Annotated in this window: 19 protein-coding genes; 5 read left to right on the top strand and 14 right to left on the bottom strand. The window is 70.5% G+C overall.

All coding sequences use genetic code 11. The features are described 5' to 3' along the window. Positions 1–148: 148 nt before the first annotated feature. On the bottom strand, positions 149–418 hold the full coding sequence (locus AB0M62_RS07020; protein WP_366073090.1) for a GlsB/YeaQ/YmgE family stress response membrane protein: 270 nt from the start codon (positions 416–418) through the stop codon (positions 149–151). A 135-nt stretch (positions 419–553) separates the two neighbouring features. Here AB0M62_RS07020 and AB0M62_RS07015 point away from each other — a divergent pair, with 135 nt between their 5' ends. Further along, positions 554–1,810 (top strand): amino acid permease, encoded by a 1,257-nt coding sequence (locus AB0M62_RS07015; RefSeq protein ID WP_366073089.1) that lies wholly within the window; start codon positions 554–556, stop codon positions 1,808–1,810. 216 nt (positions 1,811–2,026) lie between these two features. Here the strand turns inward: AB0M62_RS07015 and AB0M62_RS07010 are convergent, their stop codons facing one another. The 13 genes from AB0M62_RS07010 to ndhC form a co-directional block, all read right to left on the bottom strand. Next, complete coding sequence (locus AB0M62_RS07010; protein WP_366073088.1) at positions 2,027–2,545, bottom strand: hypothetical protein; 519 nt, start codon at positions 2,543–2,545, stop codon at positions 2,027–2,029. Then, positions 2,542–2,934 (bottom strand): YccF domain-containing protein, encoded by a 393-nt coding sequence (locus AB0M62_RS07005; RefSeq protein WP_366073087.1) that lies wholly within the window; start codon positions 2,932–2,934, stop codon positions 2,542–2,544. The genes AB0M62_RS07010 and AB0M62_RS07005 overlap by 4 nt, the downstream gene beginning before the upstream one ends. Next, complete coding sequence (htpX, locus tag AB0M62_RS07000) at positions 2,931–3,794, bottom strand: zinc metalloprotease HtpX (RefSeq protein WP_366073086.1); 864 nt, start codon at positions 3,792–3,794, stop codon at positions 2,931–2,933. The genes AB0M62_RS07005 and htpX overlap by 4 nt, the downstream gene beginning before the upstream one ends. 241 nt (positions 3,795–4,035) lie before the next feature. After that, a complete protein-coding gene (locus tag AB0M62_RS06995) occupies positions 4,036–5,622 on the bottom strand; it encodes an NADH-quinone oxidoreductase subunit N (RefSeq protein ID WP_366073293.1) in 1,587 nt (528 codons plus the stop codon). Positions 5,623–5,645: 23 nt separating this feature from the next. Further along, the gene (locus AB0M62_RS06990; RefSeq protein WP_366073085.1) at positions 5,646–7,232 is read right to left on the bottom strand and encodes an NADH-quinone oxidoreductase subunit M; all 1,587 of its coding nucleotides are present in this window, start codon (positions 7,230–7,232) and stop codon (positions 5,646–5,648) included. Between the two features lie 3 nt (positions 7,233–7,235). Continuing rightward, a complete protein-coding gene (locus AB0M62_RS06985) occupies positions 7,236–9,245 on the bottom strand; it encodes an NADH-quinone oxidoreductase subunit L (RefSeq protein WP_366073084.1) in 2,010 nt (669 codons plus the stop codon). Next, positions 9,242–9,631 carry an NADH-quinone oxidoreductase subunit NuoK gene (nuoK, locus tag AB0M62_RS06980; protein WP_366073083.1) on the bottom strand — a complete coding sequence of 130 codons (390 nt, stop codon included), beginning with the start codon at positions 9,629–9,631 and terminating at the stop codon, positions 9,242–9,244. Before nuoK ends, AB0M62_RS06985 begins: the two co-directional genes overlap by 4 nt. Then, entirely contained in the window at positions 9,631–10,209 is a 579-nt protein-coding gene (locus tag AB0M62_RS06975) for an NADH-quinone oxidoreductase subunit J (RefSeq protein WP_366073082.1), read from the bottom strand. The genes nuoK and AB0M62_RS06975 overlap by 1 nt, the downstream gene beginning before the upstream one ends. Further along, the gene (locus AB0M62_RS06970) at positions 10,206–10,835 is read right to left on the bottom strand and encodes an NADH-quinone oxidoreductase subunit I (RefSeq protein ID WP_366073081.1); all 630 of its coding nucleotides are present in this window, start codon (positions 10,833–10,835) and stop codon (positions 10,206–10,208) included. The genes AB0M62_RS06975 and AB0M62_RS06970 overlap by 4 nt, the downstream gene beginning before the upstream one ends. Continuing rightward, positions 10,835–11,803: a complex I subunit 1 family protein gene (locus AB0M62_RS06965; RefSeq protein WP_366073080.1), complete on the bottom strand. Its 969-nt coding sequence runs from the start codon at positions 11,801–11,803 to the stop codon at positions 10,835–10,837. Before AB0M62_RS06965 ends, AB0M62_RS06970 begins: the two co-directional genes overlap by 1 nt. Then, a complete protein-coding gene (locus AB0M62_RS06960; RefSeq protein ID WP_366073079.1) occupies positions 11,800–13,029 on the bottom strand; it encodes an NADH-quinone oxidoreductase subunit C in 1,230 nt (409 codons plus the stop codon). Before AB0M62_RS06960 ends, AB0M62_RS06965 begins: the two co-directional genes overlap by 4 nt. After that, the gene (locus tag AB0M62_RS06955; RefSeq protein ID WP_366073078.1) at positions 13,026–13,640 is read right to left on the bottom strand and encodes an NADH-quinone oxidoreductase subunit B family protein; all 615 of its coding nucleotides are present in this window, start codon (positions 13,638–13,640) and stop codon (positions 13,026–13,028) included. Before AB0M62_RS06955 ends, AB0M62_RS06960 begins: the two co-directional genes overlap by 4 nt. Continuing rightward, positions 13,631–14,026 (bottom strand): NADH-quinone oxidoreductase subunit A, encoded by a 396-nt coding sequence (gene ndhC / locus AB0M62_RS06950; protein WP_366073292.1) that lies wholly within the window; start codon positions 14,024–14,026, stop codon positions 13,631–13,633. Before ndhC ends, AB0M62_RS06955 begins: the two co-directional genes overlap by 10 nt. Before the next feature lie 183 nt (positions 14,027–14,209). On the opposite strand from ndhC, the gene AB0M62_RS06945 reads away from it, so the two are divergent. The 4 genes from AB0M62_RS06945 to AB0M62_RS06930 all read left to right on the top strand — a co-directional run. Then, entirely contained in the window at positions 14,210–15,382 is a 1,173-nt protein-coding gene (locus AB0M62_RS06945) for a sensor domain-containing protein (RefSeq protein ID WP_366073077.1), read from the top strand. A 213-nt stretch (positions 15,383–15,595) separates the two neighbouring features. Then, positions 15,596–16,930 (top strand): sensor domain-containing protein, encoded by a 1,335-nt coding sequence (locus AB0M62_RS06940; protein WP_366073076.1) that lies wholly within the window; start codon positions 15,596–15,598, stop codon positions 16,928–16,930. A gap of 207 nt (positions 16,931–17,137) precedes the next feature. Continuing rightward, complete coding sequence (locus tag AB0M62_RS06935; RefSeq protein ID WP_366073291.1) at positions 17,138–17,797, top strand: response regulator transcription factor; 660 nt, start codon at positions 17,138–17,140, stop codon at positions 17,795–17,797. A 169-nt stretch (positions 17,798–17,966) separates the two neighbouring features. After that, positions 17,967–18,148: hypothetical protein (locus tag AB0M62_RS06930; RefSeq protein WP_366073075.1), on the top strand; the 182-nt coding region annotated here is incomplete at its 3' end.

The following is an 18,148-nucleotide window of genomic DNA, read 5'->3' as shown; positions in this document are numbered from 1 at the left end:
ATGGAGCCGATACAGGGAAAACCCTTGTTCGAGCAGGGAAAACGCTTGCCTGCCGCGGAGCGTGGATTCTTCAGTGGATTCCACAACACCGCTGTTCGCCAATCCGGGCCAAATCGGGCTCAGTTGGACCGGACCAATGGTGGAATGCTCAACTCCGGCGCGAGTGGCCGAACAGGATCCGGTACACGATCAGCAGGACCAGTGAGCCGCCGATCGCCGCGCCCCACGTCGCTCCGTCGTAGAACTCGTTGCTGATCGGCCGGTCGAGGAAGCGGGCGGAGAGCCAGCCGCCGGTGAACGCGCCGGCGATCCCGATGAGCGTGGTGCCGATGAGGCCGCCCGGATCGCGGCCGGGGAGAAGGACCTTCGCTATGACTCCGGCAACGAGCCCGAGAACGATCCAGCTGATGACGCCCATGCCGTGTACCTGCCTTTCGGGCGGCCTGTCGTACGGCCTTTGCCGGGCCTGTTCTGTACAGCCGCTAATACGGTCTTGTGAACGAGGACGCCCGGGCTGCCGGGGCCGGTTGCGGAGATCAGTAAGGTGCGGCGCATGACACAGGAGCTGCGGCGGACGCTGGGTGTGTCCGATGCGGTCGTGATCGGGCTGGGTTCGATGATCGGGGCGGGGGTGTTCACCGCGTGGGCCCCGGCCGCGCAGGCAGCCGGCTCGGCACTGCTGGTCGGGCTGGCGCCGGCCGCCTTCGTCGCGTACTGCAACGCCACGGCGTCGGCCCGGCTGGCGGCCCGCTATCCGGCCTCCGGCGGTACATACGTGTACGGCAGGGAGCGGCTCGGCGAGTTCTGGGGGTACCTGGCCGGCTGGGGTTTCGTCATCGGGAAGACCGCCTCGTGCGCGGCGATGGCGCTGGCGGTCGGCACGTACGTGTGGCCGGGGCAGGCGCACGCGGTGGCGGTCGCCGCGGTGGTGGCGCTGACTGCTGTCAACTACCGGGGCATTCAGAAGTCAGCCCTGCTGACACGCGCGATCGTGGCCGTGGTGCTGGCCGTGCTGGCGATGGTCGTGGTCGTCTCGCTGGGGTCGGCGGCGGCAGACTTCGGGAGGCTGGAGCTCGGCCGGGCGGACTCCGGGGGCGTGGGCAGCGTGCTGCAGTCGGCCGGGCTGCTCTTCTTCGCCTTCGCCGGCTACGCGCGGATCGCCACGCTGGGCGAAGAGGTACGCGATCCGGCGCGCACCATTCCGCGAGCGATCCCGTTGGCGCTCGGCATCACGCTGGTGGTGTACGCCGCCGTGGCCGTTGCGGTCCTTGCCGTGCTGGGGGCGGACGGCCTGGCGGACGCGGCCGCTCCGCTCGCCGAAGCGGTACGGGCGGCGGGTGCCCCGGAGCTGGTGCCGGTCGTCCGGGCAGGGGCGGTGGTTGCCGCGCTGGGCTCGCTGCTGGCGCTGATCCTCGGAGTGTCGCGTACGACGCTGGCGATGGCGAGGGACGGCCATCTGCCGGCCGCGCTCGCCGCCGTGCACCCGCGCCATCAGGTGCCCCACCGGGCGGAACTGGCTGTCGGTGCGGTGGTGGCGGTGGTCGCGGCCACGGCCGATGTGAGCGGGGCGATCGGCTTCTCGTCGTTCTGCGTGCTGGCGTACTACGCGATCGCCAACGCCTCGGCCTGGACACTCGCTTCAGAAGGGACTGCCGGCCTGGGCGGGCGGATCCTGTCCGCCCTCGGGCTGGCGGGTTGCCTGGTACTGGCCTTCGCTCTGCCGGGCTCCTCGGTGGTGGCGGGGACGGCGGTACTGGCGCTGGGAGCCGCGGTCTACGGGCTGCGGAGAATCAGGCGAGGACGACGTTGATCTTCTCCTCGGCGAAGAAGGCGAGGATCTCCTCGAAGGTCATCGAGCGGTGCGTCAGCGGGGCGCCCAGGCATCCACGTACATGTGGACCCAGTCCTCCTGAATGCAGCGTCCGGTGGCGTCGAGCGCGCCCAGATGGACGCCGCCGAGGTCGAACTCCGCGCCGGAATCGAGCGCGGCGAGCAGCCGCCCACGCGGCTCACACCCCAGCAGCCGCTAGGGCGCCTCCTCGGGAGCGGGCTGCTTCTCGCCTACCAGGATCACGTCCCCGCACGTCCCCCAGGACTCGTCGTCCCGGTCGGTCAGGCGGAAGCCCGGTGAGAGCGGTGGCTTCTCCGGGATGTCGGACTGCGCCTCGTGGCCCGCGTCCCAGCATTCCAGGAGGCCCTCGACCGCGATATCGAGCAAGGTCGGATCACCTGCGCCCGGCCGGACATCGAGGACCTGCACGTCGCCGAGGTACCAGGCATCGAAGGGGTCGTCGGAGGGCTCGCCGTGGCGGTCCAGGGGGAGGGTGACGAGGAGGCCGAGAGGTGCCGAGCCGTCCTTCCGCGCCTGGGCCACCGCTTCTCGCAGCCGCCCCTCCGGTGCACAGCCGAGCAGTTCGTAGCGCTCGCGGGCGGCCGGCCGCGGATCCAGGAAATAGTCCTCAGCCTCGTGGCACAGGGCCAGGACTTCGTAGCCCTGATCCTCGTCCGTCTCGCCCAGCAGCCGGTACTTCAACTGCCGGCTCACCGGGCGGCGAAGGGCTGGTCCGTCGGGACGATCTCCCGGCCCAGGGGCATCAGAGAGATCGGGATCATCTTGAAGTTCGCGATGCCGAACGGGATCCCGATGATCGTCAGGCAGAGAGCGATGCCCGTCACGATGTGCCCCAGCGCCAGCCACCAGCCGGCCAGGATCAGCCACAGGACGTTGCCCACGAGCGACGGGGCGCCCGCGTCGCGGCGCTCGACCGTCGTATAGCCGAAGGGCCACAACGCGTAGACGGCGATGCGGAAGGCGGCGATACCGAACGGGATGCCGATGATCGTGATGCAGAGGACCAGGCCGGCCAGGCAGTACGCCAGGAACAGCCAGAAACCGCTGAGGATCAGCCAGATGATGTTGAGGATTGTCTTCACGGGCGACGGCCTGCCATCTGCTCGAGCCGGGCGATGCGCTCGGCCATGGGCGGGTGGGTGGAGAACATCCTGGAAACGCCCTGCCCGGGCCGGAAGGGGTTCGCGATCATCATGTGGCTCACCGTTTCCAGCCGGGGTTCGGGCGGCAGCGGCAGCTGCTTCGTACCGGCGTCGAGCTTGCGCAGGGCGCTTGCCAGGGCCAGCGGGTCGCCGGTGAGCTGGGCACCCGAGGCATCCGCCTCGAATTCCCTGGAACGGCTGATGGCGAGCTGGATGACCGAGGCCGCCAGCGGACCCAGGAGCAGTATCAGCAGCATGCCGAACAGACCGGGACCCTCGTCGTCACTGGACCGGCCCATGGGGATCAGCCAGGCGAAGTTGACCAGGAACATGATCACCGAGGCGAGGGCGCCGGCGACCGACGAGATGAGGATGTCGCGGTTGTAGACGTGACTCAGCTCGTGGCCGACGACACCGCGCAGTTCGCGCTCGTCGAGGATGCGCAGGATCCCCTCGGTGCAGCAGACCGCGGCATTGCGCGGATTGCGACCGGTCGCGAAGGCGTTGGGCGCCTCGGTCGGCGAGATGTAGAGCCGGGGCATGGGCTGGCGCGCGGAGGTGGAGAGTTCACGGACCATGCGGTAGAGGCCGGGCGCCTCGAATTCGCTGACGGGGCGGGCCCGCATGGCGCGCAGCGCGAGCTTGTCGCTGTTCCAGTACGCGTAGGCGTTCGTGCCGAGCGCCACGACGAGCGCGGCGATCAGACCCGTACGCCCGAAGAAACTGCCGATCAGGATGATGAGTGCGGACAGTCCCCCGAGGAGTACGGCGGTCTTCAACCCGTTGTGCCGGCGGTGCACGGTACGCCCTCCAAGTGGTGCGGCAGGGGACCCTTTGCTTGAGGGGCATCCACGGTTCGGTGGATCCGTCCAGTGGACCCTCCCTTCCTGGTCAACGCCAGGCGGGGAGCGCTGGTTCCCTGCCGTGCACCGCAAGAGGCTGACCCGGACGGGTGAACACCGCCCGCAGGGAGCCACGCTCGTCCGTGGTCTTCAGCGGCCGTCGGTCGCCTTCAGCGGCCCTCAACGGCCGCCTCGCGGGTCAGAAGAGCGTGGTCGAAGCGAAGCGGAGCACCAGCTGCGGGGCGCCGGAGGCGATGATGCCGACGACGGCGGCCAGGGCGATCGCCACGGTGACCGGGGCCGGAGCCCGGTGCCGGACCGGGGCAGCCTCCGCCTCGGCAGGGGCCTCGGCTTCGGTGACGGCTTCGGTGACCGCTTCCGGGGCACGGAACAGGACCGCGGTCCACTTGAGGTAGTAGTAGAGGGCGATCACGACATTCACCGCCATGACGACCGCCAGCCATCCGAGGTCCGCCTCGACCGCGGACCGGAACACCGTGACCTTGGCGAAGAGACCGATGATGCCGGGCGGCAGGCCGGCCAGGCAGAGCAGGAAGAAGCCCATCGCCAGGGCCGTGAGCGGCCTGCTGGCGTAGAGGCCGCGGTAGTCGCTGATGCGGTGCCGGGGGTGCGTACGCGCGACGAGTGCGGCGACGGCGAAGGCGCCGAGGTTCACGGCGGCGTACATCAGGGCGTATGCGACTGTGGCGCCGATCTGGTCGCGGTCCGTGTACGCGGCGGCCGCGATGGGGACCAGCAGATAGCCCGCCTGGCCCACGGAGGACCAGGCGAGCAGCCGTACCGCGCTGTTCGCGCGGGTCGGAGACTGGCGCACGGCCGCCACATTGCCGACGGTCATGGTGAGTGCGGCGAGTACGGCGACCACCGGCCCCCAGACGTCCGCGTAGGCCGGGAACGCAATCACCGTGACCAGGATCAGGCCGGAGAAGCCGACCGCCTTCCCGATGACGGAGAGGTAGGCGGCGATGGGCAGGGGCGCGCCGACGTACGTGTCGGGGACCCAGAAGTGGAACGGCACCGCTGCGGTCTTGAAGGCGAAGCCCACCAGGGTCAGCGCGACGCCCGCCATGGCGATGGTGTCGAGCCGCTCCGGCACGTCGTACAACCGGTCGGCGAGCTCGGTGAGGTGCAGGGTGCCCGTGGCCGCGTACACGAAGCTGACGCCCATGAGCATCACGGCGGTCGCGGTGACGGAGGAGAGGAAGAACTTGAGCGCGGCCTCGGAGGACATCCGGTTGCCACGCCGCAGACCCACCAGCGCGAAGGCGGGCAGCGAGGCGACTTCGAGCGCGACGACGAGGGTCGCCAGGTCGCGGGAGGCGGGCAGCAGCGCCGCGCCGGCCGCGGAGGAGAGCAGCAGGAACCAGTATTCGCCGGCCGGGAGCCTGGAATCCCTCACCGCGGTCACCGAGAGCAGCGCGGTCAGCAGGGCTCCGGCAAGCACCAGGAACTGGATGGCGAGCGTGAAGCGGTCGGCCGTGTAGCTGCAGACGTTCGGGTCGGAGACGAGGCAGAAGGTGGAGCGGCCGCCCTTGCGCAGCGGTACGAGCGCGAGGACGGACACGGCCAGGCCGGCCACCGAGACCCAGCCGAGGAGGGACTTGCGGTTCTCAGGTACGAAGAGGTCCGCGACCAGAACGAGCAGGCCCACGACCGCGGCGATGGTCGGCGGTGCGATCGCGAGCCAGTCGACGGACTGGACCACGCTCGCGGCATACGTGCCGGACGTGCCGTGCGTCCCAGACACGCCCGTCGTGACGGACATGCCGGTCGCGGCTGCGATCGCCGTCATGAGTTGCCTCCAGCGAGGAGCTTCTGCACAGCCGGGTCGGTGAGGCCGAGGAGGGCCGCGGGCCAGAGTCCGGCCAGGACGGTGAGGGCGACGAGCGGGGTCCAGGCGGCTACTTCGTAGCTCTGGACGTCGGCGAGCCGCGCGGGGGCTGCCTCCTGCTGCCGGCCCGTGTCGCCCATGCAGACACGGCGTACGACGACGAGCATGTACGCGGCGGTGAGCAGGGTGCCGAGGCCGCCGATCGCCATGAAAGTGAGGAAGGCCGGACGGCTCAGCCCCTCGGCGGGGTCGAACGCACCGAACAGGGCGAGCATTTCGCCCCAGAATCCGGCCAGGCCCGGGAGTCCGAGAGACGCGACCGCGCCGAAGGCGAGGAGCGCGCCGAGGCGGGGGGCCCTCCCGTAGAGGGCGGCGCCGGTGGCGCCGGCGAGGGCGTCGAGGTCGCTGGTGCCGTAGCGGTCCTTGAGGGCGCCGACGAGGAAGAAGAGAAGGCCGGTGATGAGGCCGTGGGCGATGTTGGCGAACAGCGCGCCGTTGACTCCGGTCGGGGTCATGGTGGCGATGCCGAGCAGCACGAAGCCCATGTGGCCGACCGAGGAGTACGCGATCAGTCGCTTGAGGTCGCCCTTGGCACCCTGCCTGGCGAGGGCGAGGCAGGCGAGGGATCCGTAGATGATGCCGACGACCGCGAAGGCGGCGAGATAGGGAGCGAAGGTGAGCATCCCGTCGGGCGTGACCGGGAGCAGGATGCGGACGAAGCCGTACGTACCCATCTTCAGCAGCACGCCGGCCAGGAGGACGGAACCGACCGTCGGGGCGGCGGTGTGGGCGTCCGGAAGCCAGCTGTGGAGTGGCCACATCGGGGTTTTGACGGCCAGTCCGATGCCGATCGCGAGCACGGCCAGGAGCTGGGTGGTGTGGGTCAGGCCGCGGCCGTTGTCAGTGGCCAGTGCCACCATGTCGAATGTGCCGCTTCCCAGCCCGATGAGGAGCAGGCCGAGCAGCATGACCACGGAACCCAGCAGCGTGTAGAGGATGAACTTCCAGGCGGCGGCCTGCCGCTGGTCCCCGCCCCAGCGGGCGATCAGGAAGTACATCGGGATGAGGACCATCTCGAACGCCAGGAAGAACAGCAGCAGATCGAGGACGGCGAAGGTCGCCAGGGTGCCGGACTCGAGGACGAGCAGCAGGGCGACGAATGCCTTGGGGGACGGGCCCGTGGGCATTTTGAAGGAGCTGTAGAGCGCGCAGAGGAAGGACAGCAGCGCGGTCATCACGAGAAGGGGGAGCGAGATGCCGTCGATGCCGAGGTGGAGCCTGACGTCGAGCGCCGGGATCCAGTTGATGTCGGTCGTGGCCTGCATCTTCGAGGGCTGGTCGTGGTCGAAGCCGAGCGTCAGGACGACGGTCGCGGCAAGGATCACGCCGGTGACGGTGACACCGTGGCGCAGGACCGCCTGGTCGGGGCCGGAGCCCTTCAGGCCGGGCGGGGCCGGGAGGAGGGCCGCGGCGGCGCCGATGAGCGGCCCGGCCACGATCAATGCCAGAAGGAACTGCATTACGGATTCGCTGATATCAATCACGGCTCACGCTCCGGCGGCGACGAGTACGGCGGCGATCGCCAGGACGACGGAGCCGGCGAGCAGGGCGCTGAGGTAGGTCTGCACATTGCCGGTCTGGGCGCGGCGGACGACCGCTCCCAGCAGGCGGGGGCCGGCGCCCGCACCGCGTACGTACGTGTCGACGACCTCACGGTCGAGGAAACGGACCAGTTCGGCCGCGGCACGGACGGGGCGTACGAACAGGGCGGAGTAGACGGCGTCCACGTGGAAGGCCGCGGCCGCGTGGCGGTGGAGCGGGCCGAGGAGGAGCCGGCCGGGGTCGGCCGGGTCCGGGGCTGAGGCGATGTCGCCGTAGGCCTCCTCGTGGGTGGCGATGGCTTCCACTTCCGAAACGGCGGGTTCGGCGTCGGGGTGGGCCGCCACCGCGCCGAGCGGGACGCGTGCCGCCGGGGCCGCCGTCCCCTCCTTGAAGTGCACAGCCCGCCAGGCTCCGTACGTGATCAGTACGCCGACGAGCGCGACGCCGGTGCCGAGGACGGAGGTGGTGAGCGTCGGGGTGAGTGCGTGGCCGTCGAACCAGTCGGCGAGGTAGGCGGCGGTCAGACCGAAACCGAGCGAGGGGACGGCGAGGAGCCAGAGCACGCCGGTCATCGCGAGCGGCTGCCTGCCGTGGTCGGGGACCTCGGGGCCGGTGCCGCGGAAGGCCAGCAGCCAGAGGCGAGTGGCGTAGGCGGCGGTGAGGAGGGCGGTGAGGAGGCCCGAGACGAGGACCGTCCAGCCGGCGGCGCCGGGGGCGATCTCGGATTCGCCGAGGGCCGCGTGCTCCGCGGCGACCAGAACGGCTTCCTTGCTGAAGAAGCCGGCGAACGGTGGGATCGCGGCGAGCGCGAGCAGGGCGACCGTCATCGTCCAGTACGCGTCGGGGATCCGCTTGGTGAGGCCGCTCATCCGGGACATGGCGGCCAGCGAGTTGGTGCCGGCCGCGTGGATGATCACGCCTGCCCCCAGGAAGAGGAGCGCTTTGAACGCACCGTGTGCGAGGAGGTGGAAGACGGCCGCGCCACGGTCGCCGACCGCGAGGGCCCCGGTCATGTAGCCGAGCTGGCCGATGGTCGAGTAGGCGAGGACGCGCTTGATGTCGTCCTGCGCGAGGGCGGCGAGCGCCGAGCCGACCATCGTGACCGCGGCCATCACGGCGAGCACGACCAGGGCTGCGGCGGAGGCCGCGAAGACGGGAAGGAGACGGGCCACGAAGTAGACACCCGCGGCGACCATCGTCGCGGCGTGGATCAGTGCGGAGACGGGGGTCGGGCCCGCCATCGCGTCGGGCAGCCATGTGTGCAGCGGGAATTGCGCGGACTTGCCGGCCACGCCCGCGAGGAGCAGCAGGGCGATCAGGGTGGGGTGGTCGAGGCCGCCGTCGGCGACCGTACGCAGGATGCCGGTGATCCGGAAAGTACCGGCGTCGGCCGCCAGCGCGAACAGACCGAAGAGGAAGGGGACGTCGCCGAGCTTGGTGACGAGGAAGGCCTTGAGGGAGGCGGCGCGGGCGACCTCGGTCTCCCAGTAGTGGCCGACCAGGAAGTACGAGCAGATGCCCATGATTTCCCAGCCGACCAGCAGCACCATCAGGTCGCCGGAGTAGACGACCAGCAGCATGGCGGACGTGAAGAGGGAGATCAGAGCCGCGTACGACGGGTAGCGCGGGTCGTCGCGCAGGTATGCCGTCGAGTAGATCTGCACGCAGGACGCGACGATTCCGACCAGGACGGCGACGAGAACCGCGAAGCCGTCCAGGTACAGGGCGAGTTCGATGGGGACGGAACCGGTGGGCGTCAGCTCCGTCGCGGCGCTGATCGCCGCACCGCCGCCCTGCCGGACGGCGACGACCACCGCGAGCGCGGCCGCGGCGAGGGTGGGCAGCACGGCCAGCGGCCGCACGAATGCGGGCGCCTTGCGGCCGAGGAGCAGTCCGGCCGCCGCGCCCAGGAAGGGAAGAAGGGGGACGAGGACGGCGAGCGTCGTGGTGGTCACGCGGCGACCTCGGAATCAGCGGTCTCAGCGGGGCCCGCGGGCCCGTCGGTGGCGGTTCCGGCCTGCTCGTCGGAGCCGGCGGACTCGGCGGTGTCGCGAAGTCGGTCGATGTCCGCGGTGCCGCCGTTGCGGTAGACCATCAGGACGATCGCCAGACCGATGCCGATCTCGGCGGCGGCGATGGCGATGGTGAAGAGGGTCAGCGCCTGGCCGCCGTGGAGCGTGTCGCGGAGCCAGACGTCGAAGGCCACCAGGTTCAGGTTGACGGCGTTGAGCATCAGCTCGACGGACATCAGCACCAGGATGGAGTTGCGGCGCGCGAGCACTCCGTACAGCCCGGTGGAGAAGAGGAGCACCGCGAGCACGGCGGGATAGGCGAGGTGCATCAGCGCTGCTCCTTACCGCTCTTACGGGACAGGACGATCGCGCCGACGAGGGCGGCGAGCAGCAGTACGGAGAGCGCCTCGAAGGGCAGCACCCAGTGCTGGAAGAGAAATTCGCCGGTCACCTTGGTGGAGCCCTGGACCGGTCCGTCCAGGTCTATCCAGGTCGTGCGGAACGCGTCCACGACCACCCAGACGAGCGCCGCGGCAGCGGTGAGGGCGACACCGAGCGCCACCAGGCGGTTGCCCGAATCGGCGTCCGGGGATTGGCCGATCGGGGCCTTGGTCAGCATCAGTCCGAAGAGAAGGAGGACGACGACGGAACCGACGTAGATGAGGACCTGTACCCAGGCGATGAACTCGGCCGTCAGAAGCAGGTACTCGACAGCGATCCCGCCGAGCGCGACGACGAGCCACAGGGCTGCGTGCACCAGCTGCTTGGTTCTGACGGTGATGACTGCCGCACCGAGCGTCGCGATGCCGACGAGAAGGAACGCGATCTCGATGCCGGTGGGCGAAAGGAAGCCGCGCTCGGCGGCTGCGGCTGCGCCGGCCGCCGCCGTGGTCGCTGCGAGAGTCACGCCTCCCCCTCCTGCCGGTGCCGCTGTTGCTGTTCCTGGGCTTCCTGCTGCCCGGCTTCGAGTTGCTGCGCTCCGAGTTGCTGGGCTTCGAGCTTCTCCACCGCCTTGCGGGCGGCGGCGATCTCCTTCGGCTCCTCGGCACGCGGGTCGAGCGCGGGCGGCGCGGGCACGGTCCACATCCACTCGCGGAGCTTGTCCCGCTCATGGGTGAGCTCGTGGATGTCCGTCTCGGCGTACTCGAACTCGGGCGACCAGAACAGCGCGTCGAAGGGGCACACCTCGATGCAGATACCGCAGTACATGCAGAGGGAGAAGTCGATGGCGAACCGGTCCAGGACGTTCCGGCTGCGTTCGCGCCCCCCGGGGGTGGCGGCCGGCGTCGTCTCCTTGTGGGAGTCGATATAGATACACCAGTCCGGGCACTCACGTGCGCAGAGCATGCAGACCGTGCAGTTCTCCTCGAACAGGCCGATGACGCCCCGGGAGCGCGGCGGGAGTTCGGGCTGGACCTCCGGATACTGCGCGGTGTGCGCCCGCTTCGTCATGGTCCGGAGCGTGACGGCCAGCCCTTTGGCGAGGCCGCTGCCGGGAAACCTGGGCCGGGTGGGCGGGAGAGACGCGGCCATTACTGGATCGCCACCTTCACGACTCCGGTGAGCGCGATCTGCGCGAGAGCGAGCGGGATGAGTACGGTCCAGGCGAACTTCTGCAGCTGGTCCTCGCGCAGCCGCGGATAGGTGACCCGGAGCCAGATGACGCCGAAGGCGAGGACGGCCGTCTTCAGCAGGGTCCAGACCCAGCCGAGCCCGTCGGCGCCCCAGGGCCCGTGCCAGCCGCCGAGGAAGAGCACGGTGGTGAGACCGCAGAGGACGACGATGCCCGCGTACTCGGCGAGCAGGAAGAACGCGAAGCGGAGGCCCGTGTACTCGGTGTATGCGCCGAAGATGATCTCCGAGTCGGCCACCGGCATGTCGAACGGCGGGCGCTGCAGCTCGGCGAGGCCGGCGGTGAAGAAGACGAGAGCACCGACGATCTGCCACGGCACCCACCACCACTCGAAGGCATTGAGGATGCCGGGGAGGGAGACGGTGCCGGCCGCCATCGCGACGGAAGCGGCGGCGAGCAGCATCGGCAGTTCGTAGGCGAGCAGTTGCGCGGCCGTGCGGAGCCCGCCCAGCAGGGAGAACTTGTTGGCCGAGGCCCAGCCGGCCATGAGGCTGCCGAGCACGCCGACGCCCATGACCGCGAGCACGAAGAAGATGCCCGCGTCGACGACCTGGCCGACCGCGCTCTCGCTCGGGCCGATCGGAATCGCGACGAGCACGAGCAGGTACGGGAGCAGGGCGACGGCGGGAGCGAGCTGGAAGATGCGGCGGTCGGCGTTGGCCGGGACCACGTCCTCCTTCTGTGCGAACTTCACGCCGTCGGCGACGAGCTGGGCCCAGCCGTGGAAGCCGCCGGCGTACATGGGTCCGAGGCGGCCCTGCATGTGGGCCATCACCTTGTGCTCGGTCTGCCCGATGACGAGCGGCAGCACGAGGAACACGGCGAAGACCACGATCAGTCGCAGGGCGACGTCGAGGGCGTCGTTCACTCGTCGCCTCCGGCGGTTTCGCGGTCGTCGCGGCCCGGCCGATTCCCGGGCGGCGCGTCCTTCTGTACGTGTTCGTCGGCCTGTACGTGTTCGTCGGCCGAACCGGGAGAACCCTCGCCGGGTGCTGCGGCCTCGGCGTCCGGTCCGGCGGCTTCGCCGCCGGGGACCTCTGCCGCGGCCTCGGGGCGTGCGGCAGCGGAGTCGGCTCCGGTTACGGGCTCGACGGCATCGTCGCCCGTGTCGAACGCGGGGCGCGGGTTGTGCCAGGGAGCGTCCGAACCGCGCTCCTGGCGCGGGGACGCGGCGGTCCCGTCCGCCGGTCCGGTCGGCTCAGCGGGACCGCCCGGTGCCTTGGCCGGAGCGTCGGCTTCGGTGCTGCCCGTCTCCGGGCCGCCGTCGGTCGCAGCCTGCTGGGACGCCGAACCCTCGGCCGCCGAGCGCGCACGCCGCGGGGCGGCCGGGCCGGCGGCGGGCTCGGTGGCGGGTGCCGGCGGCTGGACAGCGGGGGCCTCGGCCGTGGCGGCAGGACCCGCGACCGTTGTGGACTGGGTGGCCGAGCCCTCCGACACGCTGCGTGTGCGGCGGGGCGGGCGCTCTCCTGCCGGGCGTGCCGATCTGGCCGGCCGGGCCGGGGCGGGGGGCAGTTGCCCCTTCAGCGGGCCCCACTCGTTCGGGTCCGGGACACCCGGCGGCAGCATCTGGCGCCGCTTCGGGCCACCGTGCTCCGACTCCCCCGGCTCCTTGGCCCCGGGCCACGCCTTCGCGACCCGCGCGGCCAGCACGAAGTCCTTGCGCATCGGGTGCCCCTCGAAGCCCTCGGGCAGCAGCAGCGGCACCAGGTGCGGGTGGCCGGTGAAGGTGACGCCGAACATCTCGTACGTTTCGCGCTCGTGCCAGCTCGCGCCCGCATAGACGTCCACGGCGGAGGCGAGGACCGGGGCCTCGTGCGGGACCGTCGTGCGCAGGAGCAGGCGGCTGACCGTACCGGTCTCCAGCGAGACGACGTGCGCGCAGACCCGGAATCCCGCGCCCGGCTCGTCGACCGCGCTCAGCCAGTCGAAGTACGTGCAGCCCAGCTTGTCGCGCGCGATCTCCAGCGCCGCGACCCAGAACCCGGCGGGCACGTCCACCGTGAGGAGGTCGTAGGAACGCTCCGCCGTGGCTTCCGGGGTGAAGACCTCCGCAACCGCGTCCGGGAGGCTGTCGTACAGAGTCGCCGAGGTCACTGGCCGCCCTCCCCCGGCGTGGGCGCAGGCGCGGGCGGGGCCGGCGGGGTGACCAGACCGCTCCGCAGCGCGGCGGCCGACGGCCGGGCGGCGCCTGTCGCGTACCGCTCGCTCAGCGACTCGCGGGCGATCTTCTCCTGAAGCTTGAGGATTCCCTGCAGCAGAGCCTCCGGGCGGGGCGGGCAACCGGGGACGTAGACGTCGACGGGAAGGATCTGGTCGACCCCCTTCGTCACGGAGTACGAGTCCCAGTACGGGCCACCGCAGTTGGAGCAGGCGCCGAAGGAGATGACGTACTTGGGCTCCGGCATCTGCTCGTACAGCCGCTTGACCGCGGGGGCCATCTTGTCCGTCACCGTGCCGGAGACGATCATCAGGTCCGCCTGGCGGGGGCCGGGCGCGAACGGGATCACGCCGAGCCGGATGAAGTCGTGTCGGGCCATGGAGGCCGCGATGAACTCGATCGCGCAGCAGGCGAGCCCGAAGTTGAAGACCCACAGGCTGTAGCGGCGGCCCCAGTTGAGGACCACCTTCATAGGCTCGGGGGCCAGGCGGGACAGCGCGCCCAGCCGCTTCGGCTCGGGCAGCAACTCGGGCTGGGTCACGTCCATTCGAGGACGCCCTTCTTCCAGGCATACAGCAGACCGACGGCCAGGAAGCCGAGGAAGATGAACATCTCCACCAGCGTCGTGGCGCCGTATCCGGCGGCGGCGAAGACCGTCGCCCACGGGAACAGGAAGATCGAGTCGACAGCGAAGATCACGTACAGGAAGGAGTACACGTAGTAGCGGACCTGGGTGTGCGCCCAGCCCTCGCCGACGGGGTCCACTCCGCACTCGTATGTGAGCAGCTTCTCGCGCGTCGGCACCATGGGCCGTAGCAGCCGCCCGGCCCCGAAGGCCACGGCGACGAACAGCACCCCGACGAGGGCGATCAGTCCGACGACTGAATAGCTCTCGAAATAGTCGGCCGCAAGCACGGTCACGGTCGGTTCCACCACGTCCGCCCCTCGCTCCCCTGGCCACTGTCGACGATCTGTACGAACGGGAGTCTAGGCCCTGCTAAAGACACGGTAAGCAGCCGCGTAGGTATGGAGCGAGCCCAGGGTGGGGTTATCCCTACTTCTCACCGACCGGCCACCCCATGGCGCCGGCAGGTCCGCCCCGGCAGTCTGTGCCCTATGACCGCCTGCACCGACGTCCCCGACAGCGCCGATCACGACCGGCCGCCTCCCGTCCGCCTCGCGTTCGACTCCCGCACCTGGAAGGAGATCGCCCACCTCCTCGCCAATCTGCCGATGTCGATCCTCGGCTTCGTGTACGTGGCGGCCATGATCTACACCGGCGCCCTGCTGTCCGTGACGGTGATCGGTCTGCCGCTGCTGGCGGCCGGCCTGCTGGGCTCGCGGCAGCTCGGCAAGGCGGAGCGGTGGCGGGCGCGCAGGCTGCTCGGCCTGCGGATCGACGAGCCGAGCCCGATACCCGCCCGCCGCCAGGGCGACTTCTTCACCTGGCTGTGGGCGAGCCTGAAGGACCCGGTCGGCTGGCGCACGGTGCTGTACGACTTCATCCGGCTCCCGTGGGGTGTGCTGACGTTCACGGTCGCGCTGACCGGCCTGTTCGTCGCCTGGCCCGTCCTGCCGTACATCGCGCGCGGCATGACCAACGCCGACCGGGCCATGGTGCGCGGGCTGCTCTCCCCGTCCGACGAGCTGGAGCGGCGGATAGCCGAGCTGGAGTCGGACCGCGGGGTCGTCGTGGACACCGCCGCCGCCGATCTGCGCCGTATCGAACGGGATCTTCACGACGGGGCGCAGGCGCGCCTCGTGGCCCTTGCCATGGGCCTCGGCCTGGCCAAGGAGAAGCTGCTGGAGGATCCGGACGCCGCCGCGGCCATGGTCGACGAGGCGCACGGCGAGGTGAAGCTGGCCCTCCAGGAGCTGCGCGATCTCGCCCGCGGCATCCATCCGGCCGTCCTGACCGACCGCGGACTGGACGCGGCGCTCTCGTCGATCGCCGCGCGCTGCACGGTTCCGGTGAAGGTGTCCGTCGACCTAGTGGCCCGTCCGGCCCAGGCGATCGAGGGCATCGCGTACTTCACCGTCTCCGAGCTGCTGCAGAACGTCAGCAAACACGCCCGCGCGACCGGCGCGTCCGTCGATGTGTGGCGGGCGGACGAGCGGCTGCTCATCCAGGTACGGGACGACGGGCGCGGCGGCGCGCGCCTGGACGGGGGCACCGGTGTGGCCGGGCTCGCGGAGCGGCTCGGCGCGGTCGACGGACTGTTCGTCCTCGACTCGCCGGCCGGCGGGCCGACGACGGTCACGGCCGAACTGCCCTGGCGGGACAGGTAGCCGACGGCCCGGCCAGGCCGGCAGGACAGGACAGGACAGGTGGCCGACGGTCCAGCCCACGCGACCGGTCTGCCCGGTCTGCCCGGGCCGCGCCGGTAGGGAAAACCCCCGGCCCAAGACGCCGACCGGCTCCATGGCCCGGTCGGCCGCTCCCGAGCAGTCTTGGCGTATCAGCCCCGCAGAACATCCGCAGAGCAGAAACGGACGACGCAGATGGCCACGGATTACGGACCGGAGACCCGCAGGCACATCCTCCCGCCGGCGCTGCGTGCGCCGCTCGAGGCACGCACGTGGCGCGAGTTCGGCTACCTGATGCTGAGTCTGCCGATCAGCATCATGCTCTTCACCTTGGCGGTCACCATGACCTCCCTGGGGGCGGGGCTGTGCGTCACCTTCCTCGGCGTCCCGGTGCTCGCCGCCGGCCTGGCCGCATGTCGCGGCTTCGGCTCGCTGGAGCGGATCCGGGCACGCACGCTGCTGGATCTGGACGTGGCCGATCCGGAGCCGGTCCGCACGAAGAAGAGCGGGCTGATGGCCTGGACGGGCGGCATCCTCAAGAGCGGGGTCTCCTGGCGGCACCTGCTGTACGCACTGCTGCACTTCCCCTGGGCCGTCTTCGCCTTCTGCGTGGCGCTGACCTTCTGGCTGTACGGCTGGACGATGCTGCTCTACCCGCTGTGGCAGTGGATCTTCCCGGTGTACGCCGGAGTGGACGGCATCCAGCTGTACGGCGACGGAACGCACAACTTCTACCTCGACAGCCCCTTCGAGATCGCCATGACAAGCGTCATCGGGCTGCTCCTCACGCTCGCCACGCCGTGGATCCTCCGCGCGCTGACCACCGTGGACCGGCTGATGGTCCTCGGCCTGCTGGGACCGTCCCGGCTCGCCACCCGGGTGACCGAACTGGAGTCGGACCGCGGGGTCGTCGTCGACACCGCCGCCGCCGATCTCCGCCGGATCGAACGGGACCTGCACGACGGTGCGCAGGCCCGCCTCGTGGCCCTTGCCATGGACCTCGGCCTGGCCAAGGAGAAACTCACGGAGGACCCGCAGGCGGCCGCCCGGATGGTCGACGAGGCGCACGGCGAGGTGAAGATCGCATTGCAGGAGCTGCGCGACCTGGCGCGCGGTATCCACCCAGCCGTCCTGACCGACCGCGGCCTGGACGCGGCCCTGTCGGCGGTCGCCTCGCGGTGCACCGTGCCGGTACGGGTCGATGTCGATCTGCCGGCGCGGCCGGCAGCGGCGATCGAGGGGATCGCGTACTTCACGGTGTCCGAGCTGCTGCAGAACGTCAGCAAGCATGCCCGGGCGAGGTCGGCGAGCGTCGATGTGTGGCGCACGCAGGACCGGCTGCTGCTCCAGGTGACCGACGACGGGCAGGGCGGCGCGACGGCTCCGGACAGTGTCTCCGGCGCGGGTACCACGGTCGGCGGGCTGGCGGGGCTGGCGGAGCGGCTGGACGCGGTCGACGGAATCCTGGTCGTCGACTCTCCCCCGGGCGGCCCGACAACCGTGACGGCAGAGCTGCCCTGGCGGGCGTAGCCCGCCCCTGGGGGTCGCGCTTCCGGCCCCCCGCCGGCCCCCGGCGGGGGGGCAGTCCGCCGTTCGCCCGCGAACCCCACCGCAGGAGGCGACCCTCGTCACCAATCCCTGAGCCTCGGCCCCGTCCGGTCCTCATACTGGGATGCTGGGGGCAGCCCGGGTGGGGAGTGGACGAGGTATGGGGGAACCGGAGTCGTGGAGGACAAAGTGCGGGTGGTCATCGCCGAGGATTCAGTGCTTCTTCGGGAAGGACTGACCCGGCTGTTGACCGACCGGGGGCATGACGTCGTCGCGGGCGTCGGGGACGCCGAGGCTTTGATCAAGACGGTCGCGGACCTCGCGTCGCAGGACGCGCTGCCGGACGTCGTGGTCGCGGATGTACGGATGCCCCCCACGCACACCGACGAGGGAGTACGCGCCGCGGTGCAGCTGCGCCGCGACCATCCAGGAGTCGGCGTGCTGGTGCTGTCGCAGTACGTCGAGGAGCAGTACGCCACCGAATTGCTGGCCGGATCCAGCCGTGGCGTGGGCTACCTGCTCAAGGACCGGGTTGCCGAAGTCAGGGAGTTCGTGGACGCGGTCGTACGGGTGGCACGGGGCGGGACCGCCCTGGACCCCGAGGTCGTGGCGCAGCTTCTGGGCCGCAGCCGGAAGCAGGACGTGCTGGCGGGGCTGACGCCGCGCGAGCGGGAGGTCCTGGGCCTGATGGCCGAGGGGCGTACGAACTCGGCCGTCGCCCGGCAGCTGGTCGTCAGCGACGGCGCGGTCGAGAAGCATGTAAGCAACATCTTTCTCAAGCTCGGCCTGTCCCCCAGCGACGGGGATCACCGCCGCGTGCTGGCCGTGCTGACCTATCTCAATTCCTAGCGAGTCCCAGCGAGCTGACACCTGTCAGGGAGCTTGAAGATGTCTCACAAAAAGGTCCACCATGTGAGCGGTCCAGGGAAGGCGACCCTTACCGACGTAGGGTGGGCCGTGTGGGACGACCGGTCGGCCGGCCGTGCCAGAGCCGCCGCCTCGAAGGAGGTCCAGTTCAGTGACCAGCCAGGTCAGTAGCCCAGCCGAACAGGCCGATGGGGCCGATGAGGCTGCCGTCGGGGAACAGCGCGCGCCTTCCGGCGAGAAGGAGGTGCGCCGTCTGGACCGGGTGATCATTCGCTTTGCGGGGGACTCGGGTGACGGTATGCAGCTCACCGGTGACCGGTTCACCTCGGAGAC

This window comes from Streptomyces sp. NPDC051219, from assembly GCF_040682335.1.
Classification (GTDB): Bacteria; Actinomycetota; Actinomycetes; order Streptomycetales; family Streptomycetaceae; genus Streptomyces.
Note: the sequence above shows the minus strand (reverse complement) of the source record. Positions and strands in the feature narration are given on the sequence as shown.

What these genes read in the sequence shown, in the direction of transcription:
- AB0M62_RS07020 (WP_366073090.1), bottom strand. Translation starts at nt 418, where the DNA reads ATGGGCGTCATCAGCTGGATCGTTCTCGGGCTCGTTGCCGGAGTCATA.
- AB0M62_RS07015 (WP_366073089.1), top strand. Translation starts at nt 554, where the DNA reads ATGACACAGGAGCTGCGGCGGACGCTGGGTGTGTCCGATGCGGTCGTG.
- AB0M62_RS06995 (WP_366073293.1), bottom strand. Translation starts at nt 5,622, where the DNA reads ATGTCCGTCACGACGGGCGTGTCTGGGACGCACGGCACGTCCGGCACG.
- nuoK (WP_366073083.1), bottom strand. Translation starts at nt 9,631, where the DNA reads ATGCACCTCGCCTATCCCGCCGTGCTCGCGGTGCTCCTCTTCTCCACC.
- AB0M62_RS06970 (WP_366073081.1), bottom strand. Translation starts at nt 10,835, where the DNA reads ATGGCCGCGTCTCTCCCGCCCACCCGGCCCAGGTTTCCCGGCAGCGGC.
- AB0M62_RS06955 (WP_366073078.1), bottom strand. Translation starts at nt 13,640, where the DNA reads ATGGACGTGACCCAGCCCGAGTTGCTGCCCGAGCCGAAGCGGCTGGGC.
- AB0M62_RS06945 (WP_366073077.1), top strand. Translation starts at nt 14,210, where the DNA reads ATGACCGCCTGCACCGACGTCCCCGACAGCGCCGATCACGACCGGCCG.
- AB0M62_RS06940 (WP_366073076.1), top strand. Translation starts at nt 15,596, where the DNA reads ATGGCCACGGATTACGGACCGGAGACCCGCAGGCACATCCTCCCGCCG.